The following is a 12,119-nucleotide window of genomic DNA, read 5'->3' as shown; positions in this document are numbered from 1 at the left end:
AAATCCGTCATTCATTAGCAGGAGTCCGGATATGAGCGACCCGTTAGCCGAAGCCATCGCCATGTTAAAACTGAAAGCGGTGCTGACAAAAACGGTAACGGGCGCGGGCAGCTGGCGGATCCGTCGTTCAGACGAGGGGCTGTCATTTTACTGCGCGGTACTTGAAGGGGCGTGTTGTCTTGAGCTTGCAGGACATGATCCCCTCACGCTTCACGCCGGTGATTTCGTTCTGATACCCGCGGCCTATCACTTTGCCTTGACGAGCCTCGTTCCTCCTGCGTCCTCTGACGTAAACACCACGCCCGTCGAAATAGCAGAGAGGCATTTCAGGCTTGGCGATACGCACGCGGCCCCTGAAATGCTGGCCCTCGTCGGCCACTGTATGTCTGAATCGCCCGATGCGGGCCTGCTGGTTTCCCTGCTGCCGGAATGTGTTTTTGTGCGTGATGAACAGCGTCTTTCGCTGCTTGTCGGAATGCTGAAAGAAGAAGCCCAGGCGCAGCGTTCCGGAAAAGCGTTCGTTCTGGCGCGCATCATTGAGCTGCTGTTTATCGAGGCTATCCGGTCTGCCACTTCGCTCGCCACGCCCGGACTGGTGCGTGGCCTGGCCGATCCGCGGATCGGCCAGGCCATACGGCTGATACATCAGGATCCTGCCCGGCGGTGGACGGTGAACGCGCTGGCCAGCAGCTGCGCGTTATCGCGCTCGACGCTGTTTGAGCGCTTTACGGCGTTGACCGGCGTCACCCTCCTCTCCTGGCGCATGACGCTCGCGATACAGCAGCTTTGCCAGAACGGCGTCACGGTCGCGCAGGTCGCTGAGCGGATTGGTTATGGCTCAGCCAGCGCCTTCAGCGTGGCCTTTACCCGCTATGTCGGTGTTCCGCCCGGGAAATACGCGCAGCATCGCGCGGCGGTAACAAACAGCGGGCAGGTTCGTCATGCCGGGGTACAGGTCCCCTGTGAGCGAGAAGCGCGAGTTCGCAACTGAATCGCGAAGGGCATTTATAGCATTTCCGTGTGATAATCAACGGAGGCTGGTCACAGACTCCTTAAAAATTCGGTTAAGTTGCTGCTAACCCAAGTGAGTGGAGGTGCATATTTTTTGAAAATAACCCCCCCTCTAATTTATCATAAAAGGGGTGTGTGCTCTGACCGCTTAATTTTTGACTATAAACTTTATTAGTCTCTCTGAAGCAGAGATTAGTTTACCCATAGTTAATGGAACTAACTTCCCACAAGTATAAATAACACTAAATATTGTAAAAACATAAGCTGCTTTTTCAGCCCCAGTTGATGGGGCATTGAAATTAAGTAGAATGACTGAATAGTAAGTAACAAAAACCGAGAAAATGGAAGCTAACACAATGTTAAGATACTTACTGAAGTTCATAGTTTACAGACCTATGATAAATCAACGAAATGGAGAGCCATTTTTCGACGCAGCCCTGGAATCAGGCTTACAACCTGCAACCATGCCGGCAAGAGAAGAAACAGCACCAGCGGCATAATTAGGTTGAAAACCATTAGCCTGTCCGCCATAAGAAGTACTACCTTTTCAACGAGCTTCCTGCCGATCGTGATTTACCTCAGTACCATGCCCTTCACCACTACTTACTATGGCTATCTGATTAAGGCTTAACTCTCTAATTCCTGACATAAAATCCCTCTTACATTGTTTTGGCAAAATGTGCTGTCTGACTATTGCATATACGAAATGTGTGCGAATAGAGAACATTTGTAATTAAATGTAAACATAAGAGATTACGGAGGTACGCTTACCAATTATCTTAATCCAGCAAAACTCACGATAATTAACGTCTGCTTCTGGCACAAAGTAGACCGTCTGAAGCGTTGCAAGGTCTGCTATGAGCGAGAAGCGGATGTTACCCGTTATCAAAGAATTCAAACGTGCATATCGGCTTCGTGGCCATTCAACTCTCTTTGTTCTCAGGAACTATGAGAAATCCCAATTAAGAACGATAGCGCTGCAGTGTTTACACGAGAATTTATAAAGCACCTGTTCTCCTCCGGGTTGATACCCGCTCATGAAGGTATCCCAGTCATTCCGGCTTTGGTCGTATCTTTCCATCCAGATTTGGATAGTTTTTTCATCTGCTTCGATTATATCCTGAGCCGTAGCATCCCCATGAAATTCACAAGCATCATTACAATGCGTGGCCCATTCCTGATCTTGCCAGGTAAAGATGCCCGGTGTGCGGCACGAAATTTCACTCGACACGGCACAATCGACACATTCAGGATCTATTTCATTAAAAAAATCGACTAAGCCGGATTTAACAGCCTCGCCAGTGTGAATGCAATCCTGGCACAGCATGGCATCATTATCCGCAGGGGAATATTGGGGGCCGATATATTTAACATTGCTAATTTTTTTACAGCAATCACAAGTAAATGACTCATCGGCAAATACTGTCGGCAAGTAGTTGTCGCTCATGTAATTAAATCGGGGCATATATCAACCTTAATTTACTAACTCACTTATTAACACAATAACACAGGTAAAGCGTTATTCCTACGAACACGTAGGTGTCGTCAAAGCCTCTCAGATGGCTGCTATAGGGATGTCGATTACACAGCTTTATTGGATGCATCCGCTTATTCAAAATGACTGTTTTCTGAAGCGGATAAGCAAACTCAACGATTTACTTTAGACAGTTATGGTAAATAAATATCCGCTCCCACACAAAGCGAGCTATGTTGTGGGCCAACGTATGCTCTGAGCGAGAAGCGGAAGTTAAATTAATGGTGAATTTCGAGTCGATTTTAACTCCCGAACAGCAGAATGCGGCAAGCAACGTCCATACATTATGGATGAGTAGTCTCGGTCAATATCATCAGTTATCTTACAGGTGCATTGGAAAGGTTCGCCTGAGGTGGTGTATTCGTAGAATTTTGCATGTTTCGCATTAGCGTTAAAGTCGACCTTAATGACTGCATTTCTTACCCAAATGCCAGGTAATTTCTGTTTAATTAATAGGCTTTTGAGCATTTTAGCATAGCGGTTAACCGTGTAGCTTTGCAGATTGTCTACGGGGTTGGTAATAGGAAGGGTGAGAGGAAGAATCACTGAGGTAAGGCCGTTATCCAGAGCGAACGATTTAATCTGGCCTATTGACCAGTAACCATTAAAGTCGTTGTTTCTGCTTACAAAACTCCCGCTAATAGCATTCGCTATACCTTTTAGTTCACGTCGACGTGCCATAAGTTACTTCCTGATATTGCCATAATAATTTTGAGCAACTTTAACGTTCATTAACATTAGGGCACAACCTCTAAGGCTGCCATCGGGACTTAAGATGATTATCAGCAATGCCACTGGCGATTATTTAGTGCCCCTCTGCCACAAAGCGGACATTCCGGCCTTTTACCTTCTTCTCACGTTATTAGCTCAGTCTTGCAGCAGGCACAAACTCTCGCACGTTGATTGGCGTACCGGCCGCCTTAATCTCCGTATTTTTTACCGGTCAGTACAACCTGAGCCTCAATTTTTTGTCGGCTCTCCTCTGTGGCCGGGTTAAACACCAGCATAGACAGGTCTGGCCGCCCCTCGACCGCAAAGGTCGAAAACTCCAGATCGATCGCCCCGGCCTGGGGGTGATAAATACGTTTCACCCCCTCGCCGTGACTGGCAACATCGTTGCTGCGCCACCAGGCATCGAATTCAGGACTCTGGCGGGACAGCTCAGTAATAAGGCTGTCGGTCTCCGGCGATGCTCCCGCTCGCGCCACGTCAGCACGAAACGCATTCACCACTAGCCGGGCTATCGCCTGCCAGTCATCCTGCGCGCGGCGAACTTGCGGATCGGTGAACAACCGGCGCAGAACGTTACGCTCCGGCGCGGGCAACCGCGAATAATCGGTTAACACGCAGGCGGCGGCGCGATTCCAGGCAATGACATCCCAGGTGATGGTTTTGACGATCGCCGGAATGCTAAAGGCATCCAGAACCCGCTGCAAACGCGGCGTGATAGCGGCAGACACGGTGAACTGCGTCTCGGGTGGATGGCCGAACGCCAGAATAAACAGGTGCTCGCGTTCCGGTGAGGTCAGGCGCAGCCCGCTGGCGATACGGTTAAGCACCTCCCGCGACGGCGCGCCACCGCGCCCCTGTTCAAGCCAGGTGTACCAGGCCGGGCTGATACTGGCGAGCTGAGCCACCTCTTCACGACGCAATCCGGGCGTGCGCCGTCTGCCCGCCATAAAGCCAAACGTGGCGGGATCGAGGCGCAAACGCCGCGCCCGCAGGAAATCGCCCAGTGACTGCATTGCCGTTTGCATCGCCGTTATCCTGTTAAGGTTTATACCCTGATAATGTCTCTACTTTTCTGGTCTGACTATAGCGCTACTCTGTTCCGGAACCCTAATCTGGAGGTGTGTTATGCGAGTTTTTCTGACCGGTGCAAGTGGCTTTATTGGCTCCCGGATCCTCACTGAACTGCTGGCGGCCGGGCATCAGGTCACCGGCCTCGCCCGCTCGGAGAGCAGCGCCCAGGCGCTGAACCGTGCCGGTGCCGACGTCCATCGCGGGACGCTGGACGATCCCGATACCTTAGCCGCAGGCGCAGAGCGTGCTGATGCGGTGATCCATACGGCTTTTGATCATGACTTTCACCGTTTTGTCGAGAATTGCGAAAAGGACCGGCGGGTTATCCACGCCCTGGGCCAGGCGCTAAAAGGCAGCGATCGCCCGTTGATCATCACCTCAGGAACCGGCATCGGCGATGACGGTGCTATGGCCATTGCGCAGGAACATCAGTTTAAAGCCGGGAACCATAATCCCCGGGTGGCAACCGAAATCGAGGGCAATGCGCTGTTCGCGGAAGGGGTGAATGTCCAGGTCGTGCGTCTGCCGCAGGTGCATGACACCCGGCGTCAGGGCCTCATCACCTTGTACATTCAGCACGCCATTGAGAAAGGCGTCGTGGCCTGCATCGGTGAGGGCGATAACCGCTGGTCGGCGGCGCACGTCAGCGATGTCGCCGCGCTGTACCGGCGGGTGCTGGAGGATGGCGAACGCGGCAAGCGCTACCATGCCGTTGCCGAAGAAGGGGTTCCCCTCAGGCAGATCGCGGAAATCGTGGCCCGTAAGCTCAGTCTGCCGCTGATAGCGCTCCCGCCGTCAGAGGCAGAAGCGCATTTTGGCTGGTTCGCCATTTTTGCTGGTCTGAACCTGCGCGCCTCCTCCGCCTGGACGCGGCAACAGCTGGGCTGGCATCCCACCGGCCCCGGCCTGCTGGAGGATTTAGAGCACATGGATTACGCGCAGCTGGAATCGTCCCGCTAGCCATCCTGCCCGGCACTACCGTTGTGGTGCCGGGCGTAAGCGCTACTGGTTATAGGCCCAGTCGGCAGAGGTTGCCAGTGCCCGCTGGAAAGCAGCCCGTCCGCTCCCGGCCAGCCAGGATTCAAAGGTTTGCAGGTGCGGGTTCATCTCTCGCATCGCCGCCAGATCGGCGTTCCCGGCCAGCCGACCGTCATCCACCAGCGCGGTGAGCTTTTGCAGGAATGGGCTGGCGGCCAGTTCGTCGTCGGAAAAACGCGCATAGGGAATGAGCCGTCCCGCCGCCGCGGTGAAAAGTTCCTGTATCCGCACGCCAGTGACAACATCGCTGGCGATATCAAAGGTTTTGCCCTGGAACCGCTCCGGCTGGGCAAAGATGGCGGCCACAATTTTGCCGATGTCTTCCACGGCGACAACCTGCATGGAGCCTCCGGGCGGCATGAAGAAGTGAAAGTGTCCCTCATCAAGCCCGAATCCGGGCATCACCAGCAGCTCCATAAACGCAGCGGGCCGCACGATAGTGGCAGGGAGGGGCAAAGTGCGAATATGCCGTTCGATTTCCGCCTTAGTGTCAAAGTGCGCCACGCCCGTTGGCTTATCACCCACCGCGCTGCCTGAAGAGTAGACCAGGTGCTGGACGCCGCACTCGGCGGCAAGACTGGCGACCGTTTTGCCATAGCGCACCTCATCGTTGTCGGTCACCGTCCCGCCGGGCGAGCTGGGCTGAACGCTGAAGACGCCGTATGCCCCGACCATCGACCTCCTCATGACATCAATATCATCGAAGGTCCCGGCCACCAGCTCAGCCCCGGCCGCCTTCAGCGCGAGTGACGCCGGAGAGGAGGGATTGCGCACCATCACGCGCACCAACCAGCCGTTATTCAGCAGTGCATTCGCCACCGAGCCGCCCTGCTGACCCGTCGCGCCAAACACCAGAATCAGATTCGCGTTACTCATGATTGCGTACTCCCGTGCTCGCCTCAGTCCAGCGATAGTTCCCCTGTTCAACGATATTCAGCCAGCCGCAGGAGGGGCCGGAGAAATGGGCGCTACACCACAGGGCGTGATGTTCCGCACACCACGCCATTGCCCGCCGCCGCGATTGCTCGGCCTGGTGACGATCGCCGCAAAACACCGAGTTCCATTCCGGGTGGCTGAACTGCAACGGTGAATGGGCAATATCCCCGGCAAAAAAGGCATATTCACCGCCAGCGGAGAGGATCAGCGAGGCATGGTCGGGGCTGTGCCCGGGCGTCGGGGTATATTTAATTCTGCCGCCAAATACCGGCTGCGCAGCGACATTAATGGTGTCCAGCAGACCCGCGTCAATAATCGGCAACAGGCTGTCTAGCCATAAGCTCCGGTAACGATCGGTGGTTTTTACCCGAATAAGCTCTTTCTCAGAGCAAATATAACGGGCGTTGGGAAACATCGGCACCCAGCGGTTTTCATGCCACCGTGTATTCCAGCCGACATGGTCAGTGTGCAGATGGGTCAGTAATACCAGGGTCACCTCTTCCGGCTTAATACCGGAGGCCAGAAAATTCTCCAGATAGCGCGTGTGCAACTGATGGTAGAACGGATTATCACCGCGATCGCGGCCATTGCCGGTGCCGGTATCAATCACAATAATATCGTCGGGGGTACGAATGACCCAGCTGTGTATCGACAGCGGAACGATCTGGCGGATCTCGTCGGCGTCCTCGGGCCGAAAATCGCCTGGATATAAATCCGCTGCTGGTATTTCTATTTCCCGCTCCATCACTTTAAAAATATCCGTGTCGCCGGTTCGGTAATGTTGCATTACGTCCTCCGCGCATTCTGCGCATGGTTGATTTATCAGGGTGATGTTCACTATCCTTCTGGCTGGAATAACATTCAAATTGATTATTATGATGAAGAAAATCATTGAAAATGATTTTAGCCGGATAGATTTGAATCTGTTGACGGTGTTTCTGGTGTTATACCGGGAAGCCAGCGTCACCCGCACCGCAGAGGTGTTGCATCTTGGGCAACCGGCCATTAGCGGGGCATTGAAAAGGCTGCGGGAGATGTTCAACGATCCGCTGTTCGTGCGCGGGGCTAAAGGGATGCTGCCGACCCCGCGCGCCGACGCGCTGATGGTGCATATGCAGCCGCTGATGGAAAACCTGCATACCGTAATGTTTGGTGCCCAGGACTTCTCTCCCGCAACCGCAAAGCACACCTTTCGAGTGGGGCTGAGCGACTGGAGCGAGCACTGGTTGATGCCGGATCTGTTGCCCGCCATCGCTCAACAAGCCCCCGGCGTGGCACTGCATATTGTCCCTGCCGATCCCTTTCAGGTTCGCCGGTTGTTGGAAGAGGATGTCATTGATATTGCCGTTTCGCTGAATAAGCAGAGTACGGGGGAGATCCTGAGCGAACCCGTCATGACGATGGGGGTGACCACGCTCTGGTCGGCGGAGCAGATCCCCTGTGATGGACCGTTAGCGCTCAACGATTTTATCGCCCGGGAGCACGTCATGGTGGCGTATCGCGAATCAAACGACAGTGAAATTGGCCGCCAACTTGCCAGCCAGGGATTACAACGGCGCGTGCGCTATGTCACCGCCAATTTTTCGACCTTTCCGCTGCTGCTAACTACCCTGCCGGTTTTCGCCACGGTTCCAGACGGGCTGGCCCGCCGCTGGCAACAGCACTTTGACTTACGCTCCAGCGCGACGCCGGTGAGTTATCCCACGTTTACGCTGTGCATTTTGCGCCACAAGCGCCGGGTACAGGATCCCGCGCTGAACTGGCTGATGGCGCAGTTAAAAACTGTCATGCTGCGCGTTTAGTACCGCGCGGCTCCAGTCATAAAACGCGCGTACCGCAGGCGGTAAATACCTGTTTTGCGGATAGACCAGCGACAGGGGCAGATCATACGAGACGTTATCCATGCAGGAGATGAGCGCGCCGCTTTGCAGCCAGGGCGCAGGGACGCAGATAAAAATGACCCGCGCGGTGCTGGAAGCGGGCGTGAAGCGCTATTTTCCCTGGCAGTTTGGCGTCAATTACGACGTGGTCGGCAAGGGAAGCGGCCAGCCGGTCTGGGACGAACAGTATGATGTCAGAACCCTGCTGCGGGAACAGAGCGATACGGAGTGGGTGATCGTTTCAACCGGTATGTTTACCTCTTTTCTCTTCGAACCGGCATTTGATGTGGTGAATTTGGCGCAAAACACCCTTCATGCGCTCGGAGGATGGGAAACCCAGGTCACGGTCACGTCTCCGGCGGATATTGGCAGACTGACCACGGCAATTTATTTGCAGCAGCCGCGTATTATCAACGAGGTGGTCTTTGTCGCGGGAGAAACCACCTCCTACGGGAAACTGGCGGAGACGGTGGAACGCGTCACCGGACAGACCTTTGCGAAAGACGTATTGACCCTGTCCGCGCTACTGGATGAGCTGCGTGCTAATCCGGATGACGTGATGCTTCGCTATCGCGCCGCCTTCGCCCGGGGCGACGGCATGTGGTGGCCGATGCGCGACACCTGGAACGCGCAAAATAATCTGCCCACGCAGGATATTGCGTCCTGGCTTAACACTGTCGTTTAAGCACCCTCCCTGGCTATCCGCCGGTCACGCCCTGGCGGCACGCCGTACATCCGGGCATATTCCCGGGTGAACTGCGACACGCTGGCATAGCCTACCGTCCAGGCCACCTGGGCGATGCTTGTCCCCTCCGCCAGCATCAGTCGGCGGGCGTGGATCAGGCGCAGCTGTTTCTGAAACTGTAACGGCGAGGTGGTGGTGATCGCCCGGAAATGCTGGTGGAACACGGACACGCTCATCCCCGCCACGCCGGCCAGCTCTTCAACGCTAAGCGTGCGGGAAAAATCCTTACGCAACACGGCAACCGCGCGGCTAATGCGTTCTGAATAGCTGTCCGCCGCACCCAACGCACGGATAGCCGCCCCATGCACGCTGTGCAGCAGCCAGTAGTGCAATTCCCGGCGTAATCCCTCCCCCAGTACGGCCAGCACCTGCGGGTGTTCGACCAGTCTTGTCAGTCGGTAAGCCGCATCCGTCACCTCAGCATTCATCGGCTCAATACCGACGTAAAGTCCGTCCTCCTGCTCTGCCGGGGCCGCGCTCTGCAACTCGCGCAGGATAGCAACATCCAGCTCAAGCACCAGGGCATAATAGGGATGCCGAAGACTGGCTTGGGTGATCTGGCTGGTCGTCGGCACATCCGCAGCAATCACCATCGCCTCACCCGGCCCATATTCAAAACGTTCAGCACCGGTGGTAACGCACTTGCGTCCCTGCAACAGCATCGCAATCAGCGGTCGGTTGATGGCCGCCTGCAGGTCGCCGGGATGCAACGCCCGGATAATCGTTAACCCCGGCACCGGCGTTACGGCCACACCGTGACGATCGGCATGGGTGTCCGCATAACGGCGACAAAGCTCAAACAGTGCAGTATGCATAGGATCCTTTCAGGCAAGTTTTTACGCGATAGTATGCAATAACGGGCGACAAAACGTACCCCAAAAAGAGGAATGAGCAAAAAATAACAAGGATCGGGCAATGCGGGCGGGTGGGCTTCTCTTATTGTAGGGACACCACCCAATAGTAAGGAACTCTCATGAGTAAAATCGCACTTGTCACCGGAGCCAACCGTGGCCTCGGCCGTAATACTGCCCTCGCCATTGCACACCAGGGAGGCGATGTCATCGTCGCTTATCGAGGAAATACCGATCAGGCTGAAGCGGTGGTGGCGGAGATCCGCACCCTTGGCCGCAAGGCTGTTGCCCTCCAGCTGGATATGGCGCAGACGGCGAGCTTCCCGGCATTTGCCGAAACGCTGCGCGCGCAACTGGCCAAAGTCTGGGGGCGCGACACCTTCGACCACCTGATTAACAACGCCGGTCACGGTGAATTTGCCACCCTGGCCGATACGACCGAAGCGCAGTTCGACGGGCTGTTCAGCGTCCATGTCAAAGGCGTGTTCTTCCTGGTACAGACGCTTTTACCGCTGCTGGCCGACGACGGGCGGATCGTCAACTTTTCGTCCGGGTTAACCCGGGTCTCTTACCCTGGATTTTCGGCCTATGCCGCCGCCAAAGCAGCCGTGGAAATGCTGGGCGTTTACATGGCCCGGGAGCTGGGCGGGCGCGGTATTACCGTCAATACCGTTGCACCTGGTGCCATTGAGACCGATTTTGGCGGCGGGCTGGTGCGCGATAACGCCGATGTTAACGCTCAGTTCGCCGCCATGACCGCGCTCGGGCGCGTCGGCGTTCCCGATGACATCGGGCCGATGGTCGCCAGCCTGCTGCGGTACGACAACCGGTGGGTGACCGCCCAGCGTATCGAGGTGTCGGGCGGCCAGACCATCTGACAGGATCTGGGGTCAGCGTGGAAGCAGTTGCACTAATGCCAGTCCCGCCAGCCGCACGGTTTCCTGAAGACGCGCCAGGCTATCCCCCGCCCGTGCTTTCGCGGAGAGGCCAGACATCAGCGTACTGATAAAGTCCGTCAGCCGAACGGCGTCCTCGGGGTGCTGTTCGGCGATATAGGCCCGAATGCTATTTTCAGCCGCGGTATGCAAACCGCACGCCGCCTCGCGTGCCTCGGGATCGTGGCAGTGGGTGCCTTCCAGCACCAGACACCCGGCCGCCGTCGGATCGGCAATATAGCGTCTTGCCGCCTCGTTCAGCACGTCCATCAAACAGTCAACGACCGGACGATCGTGACGCAAAAGCGCCGTAAAGGGGATCGCGCCGGTGTGGCTATAGCGCTCAAGGACGCGGGTATAGAGCCCGAATTTACTGCCAAAGGCCGCATAAAAGCTGGGCGGATTGATGCCAAACGCCTTTGTCAGGTCCGCAATACTGACCGCGTCATACCCGCGCGAATGAAAGAGATATTGTGCCGTTTCAACGGCCTGCTCAGCATCAAACCGACGAGGGCGTCCTGGGGTACGGCCTATTTTTGTAGTAACCACTACATTACTCCTTGACGGCATATGCTGCCGACGAATATTGTAATCCTCACTACAATATCATGAGGAACAGATTATGGCTGCATTACAGAAGAAATCAGTACTGGTTTTAGGCGGGAGTCGTGGGATTGGCGCGGCTATCGTCCGGCGCTTTGCTGCCGATGGCGCGTCGGTGGTGTTTAGCTACGCCGGATCGCCCGACGCCGCCGCGCAGCTCTCCGCTGAAACCGGCAGTGTCGCGGTGCAGACCGACAGCGCCGACCGGGAGGCGGTGATAAAACGGGTGCGTGACAGCGGGCCGCTGGATGTTCTGGTCGTCAACGCGGGCATCGCGCTCTTCGGTGATGCGCTGGAGCTGGATAGTGACGCCGTCGATCGTCTGTTCCGTATCAATATCCACGCGCCTTACCATGCTGCGGTCGAGGCTGCCCGGCAGATGCCGGACGGCGGACGGATTATTATCATCGGTTCCGTGAATGGCGATCGCATGCCCGTCCCGGGAATGGCCTCCTATGCGGTGAGCAAATCTGCCCTTCAGGGGCTGGCGCGCGGCCTGGCGCGTGACTTCGGTCCACGCGGTATTACGGTGAACGTCGTCCAGCCTGGCCCTATCGACACCGATGCGAATCCGGAAAGCGGTCCGATGAAAGAGCTGATGCACAGCTTTATGGCCATCAAACGGCACGGGCGTCCGGAAGAGGTGGCGGGCATGGTCGCCTGGCTGGCGGGTCCGGAAGCCTCTTTCGTGACCGGGGCGATGCACACCATCGACGGCGCGTTTGGCGCATAGTTGTCAGCCGTAAAGAGTGAGTTGTGGCGGGGCGCACAGGCTATGGTTGT

At 56.0% G+C, this 12,119-nt stretch carries 12 protein-coding genes and 2 pseudogenes; 6 read left to right on the top strand and 8 right to left on the bottom strand.

Annotation, left to right across the window (positions count from 1 at the left end):
* The first annotated feature begins 31 nt into the window (after nucleotides 1–31).
* A complete protein-coding gene (locus V7Q49_RS04060) occupies nucleotides 32–991 on the top strand; it encodes an AraC family transcriptional regulator (RefSeq protein ID WP_333849451.1) in 960 nt (319 codons plus the stop codon).
* Nucleotides 992–1,957: 966 nt separating this feature from the next.
* On the opposite strand, the gene V7Q49_RS04055 is transcribed toward V7Q49_RS04060, so the two are convergent.
* From V7Q49_RS04055 to V7Q49_RS04045, 3 genes are all read right to left on the bottom strand, one after another.
* Nucleotides 1,958–2,476, bottom strand: a complete 519-nt coding sequence (locus V7Q49_RS04055) for a CbrC family protein (protein WP_333849450.1) — start codon at nucleotides 2,474–2,476, stop codon at nucleotides 1,958–1,960.
* A gap of 282 nt (nucleotides 2,477–2,758) precedes the next feature.
* Nucleotides 2,759–3,226 carry a hypothetical protein gene (locus tag V7Q49_RS04050; protein WP_333849449.1) on the bottom strand — a complete coding sequence of 156 codons (468 nt, stop codon included), beginning with the start codon at nucleotides 3,224–3,226 and terminating at the stop codon, nucleotides 2,759–2,761.
* Between the two features lie 239 nt (nucleotides 3,227–3,465).
* Nucleotides 3,466–4,302 carry a helix-turn-helix transcriptional regulator gene (locus V7Q49_RS04045; protein ID WP_333849448.1) on the bottom strand — a complete coding sequence of 279 codons (837 nt, stop codon included), beginning with the start codon at nucleotides 4,300–4,302 and terminating at the stop codon, nucleotides 3,466–3,468.
* Nucleotides 4,303–4,402: 100 nt separating this feature from the next.
* Between V7Q49_RS04045 and V7Q49_RS04040 the strand changes: the two genes are divergently transcribed.
* The gene (locus tag V7Q49_RS04040; protein WP_333849447.1) at nucleotides 4,403–5,308 is read left to right on the top strand and encodes an SDR family oxidoreductase; all 906 of its coding nucleotides are present in this window, start codon (nucleotides 4,403–4,405) and stop codon (nucleotides 5,306–5,308) included.
* A gap of 42 nt (nucleotides 5,309–5,350) precedes the next feature.
* On the opposite strand, the gene V7Q49_RS04035 is transcribed toward V7Q49_RS04040, so the two are convergent.
* Entirely contained in the window at nucleotides 5,351–6,262 is a 912-nt protein-coding gene (locus tag V7Q49_RS04035; RefSeq protein ID WP_333849446.1) for an NmrA/HSCARG family protein, read from the bottom strand.
* A complete protein-coding gene (locus V7Q49_RS04030; RefSeq protein ID WP_333849445.1) occupies nucleotides 6,255–7,109 on the bottom strand; it encodes an MBL fold metallo-hydrolase in 855 nt (284 codons plus the stop codon). Before V7Q49_RS04030 ends, V7Q49_RS04035 begins: the two co-directional genes overlap by 8 nt.
* A gap of 91 nt (nucleotides 7,110–7,200) precedes the next feature.
* On the opposite strand from V7Q49_RS04030, the gene V7Q49_RS04025 reads away from it, so the two are divergent.
* Nucleotides 7,201–8,124 (top strand): LysR family transcriptional regulator, encoded by a 924-nt coding sequence (locus tag V7Q49_RS04025; RefSeq protein WP_333850486.1) that lies wholly within the window; start codon nucleotides 7,201–7,203, stop codon nucleotides 8,122–8,124.
* Here V7Q49_RS04025 and V7Q49_RS04020 read toward each other — a convergent pair.
* A pseudogene (locus V7Q49_RS04020) lies at nucleotides 8,098–8,262 on the bottom strand (LysR family transcriptional regulator); the annotation flags it as partial. The gene V7Q49_RS04025 and the pseudogene V7Q49_RS04020 overlap by 27 nt on opposite strands.
* Here V7Q49_RS04020 and V7Q49_RS04015 point away from each other — a divergent pair.
* Nucleotides 8,258–8,887: pseudogene (locus V7Q49_RS04015) on the top strand (aromatic alcohol reductase); the annotation flags it as partial. The pseudogenes V7Q49_RS04020 and V7Q49_RS04015 overlap by 5 nt on opposite strands.
* On the opposite strand, the gene V7Q49_RS04010 reads toward V7Q49_RS04015, so the two are convergent.
* Nucleotides 8,884–9,762 (bottom strand): AraC family transcriptional regulator, encoded by an 879-nt coding sequence (locus V7Q49_RS04010; protein WP_333849443.1) that lies wholly within the window; start codon nucleotides 9,760–9,762, stop codon nucleotides 8,884–8,886. The pseudogene V7Q49_RS04015 and the gene V7Q49_RS04010 sit on opposite strands and share 4 nt — an antisense overlap.
* A 158-nt stretch (nucleotides 9,763–9,920) precedes the next feature.
* Between V7Q49_RS04010 and V7Q49_RS04005 the strand changes: the two genes are divergently transcribed.
* On the top strand, nucleotides 9,921–10,676 hold the full coding sequence (locus V7Q49_RS04005) for an SDR family NAD(P)-dependent oxidoreductase (protein ID WP_333849442.1): 756 nt from the start codon (nucleotides 9,921–9,923) through the stop codon (nucleotides 10,674–10,676).
* 12 nt (nucleotides 10,677–10,688) lie between these two features.
* Here V7Q49_RS04005 and V7Q49_RS04000 read toward each other — a convergent pair whose 3' ends face one another.
* Nucleotides 10,689–11,282, bottom strand: coding sequence for a TetR/AcrR family transcriptional regulator (locus V7Q49_RS04000; protein WP_333849441.1), 594 nt, complete (start codon nucleotides 11,280–11,282; stop codon nucleotides 10,689–10,691).
* Between the two features lie 73 nt (nucleotides 11,283–11,355).
* Here V7Q49_RS04000 and bdcA point away from each other — a divergent pair, with 73 nt between their 5' ends.
* Entirely contained in the window at nucleotides 11,356–12,069 is a 714-nt protein-coding gene (bdcA, locus tag V7Q49_RS03995) for an SDR family oxidoreductase (RefSeq protein WP_333849440.1), read from the top strand.
* Nucleotides 12,070–12,119: the final 50 nt, after the last annotated feature.

Origin of the sequence: Leclercia sp., from assembly GCF_036780805.1 — a bacterium.
Taxonomy (GTDB): Bacteria; Pseudomonadota; Gammaproteobacteria; order Enterobacterales; family Enterobacteriaceae; genus Enterobacter.
Note: the sequence above shows the minus strand (reverse complement) of the source record. Positions and strands in the feature narration are given on the sequence as shown.

Coding starts and splice junctions, on each gene's coding strand:
- V7Q49_RS04060 (WP_333849451.1), top strand. CDS start 32: ATGAGCGACCCGTTAGCCGAAGCCATCGCCATGTTAAAACTGAAAGCG.
- V7Q49_RS04055 (WP_333849450.1), bottom strand. CDS start 2,476: ATGCCCCGATTTAATTACATGAGCGACAACTACTTGCCGACAGTATTT.
- V7Q49_RS04050 (WP_333849449.1), bottom strand. CDS start 3,226: ATGGCACGTCGACGTGAACTAAAAGGTATAGCGAATGCTATTAGCGGG.
- V7Q49_RS04045 (WP_333849448.1), bottom strand. CDS start 4,302: ATGCAAACGGCAATGCAGTCACTGGGCGATTTCCTGCGGGCGCGGCGT.
- V7Q49_RS04040 (WP_333849447.1), top strand. CDS start 4,403: ATGCGAGTTTTTCTGACCGGTGCAAGTGGCTTTATTGGCTCCCGGATC.
- V7Q49_RS04035 (WP_333849446.1), bottom strand. CDS start 6,262: ATGAGTAACGCGAATCTGATTCTGGTGTTTGGCGCGACGGGTCAGCAG.
- V7Q49_RS04030 (WP_333849445.1), bottom strand. CDS start 7,109: ATGCAACATTACCGAACCGGCGACACGGATATTTTTAAAGTGATGGAG.
- V7Q49_RS04025 (WP_333850486.1), top strand. CDS start 7,201: ATGAAGAAAATCATTGAAAATGATTTTAGCCGGATAGATTTGAATCTG.
- V7Q49_RS04010 (WP_333849443.1), bottom strand. CDS start 9,762: ATGCATACTGCACTGTTTGAGCTTTGTCGCCGTTATGCGGACACCCAT.
- V7Q49_RS04005 (WP_333849442.1), top strand. CDS start 9,921: ATGAGTAAAATCGCACTTGTCACCGGAGCCAACCGTGGCCTCGGCCGT.
- bdcA (WP_333849440.1), top strand. CDS start 11,356: ATGGCTGCATTACAGAAGAAATCAGTACTGGTTTTAGGCGGGAGTCGT.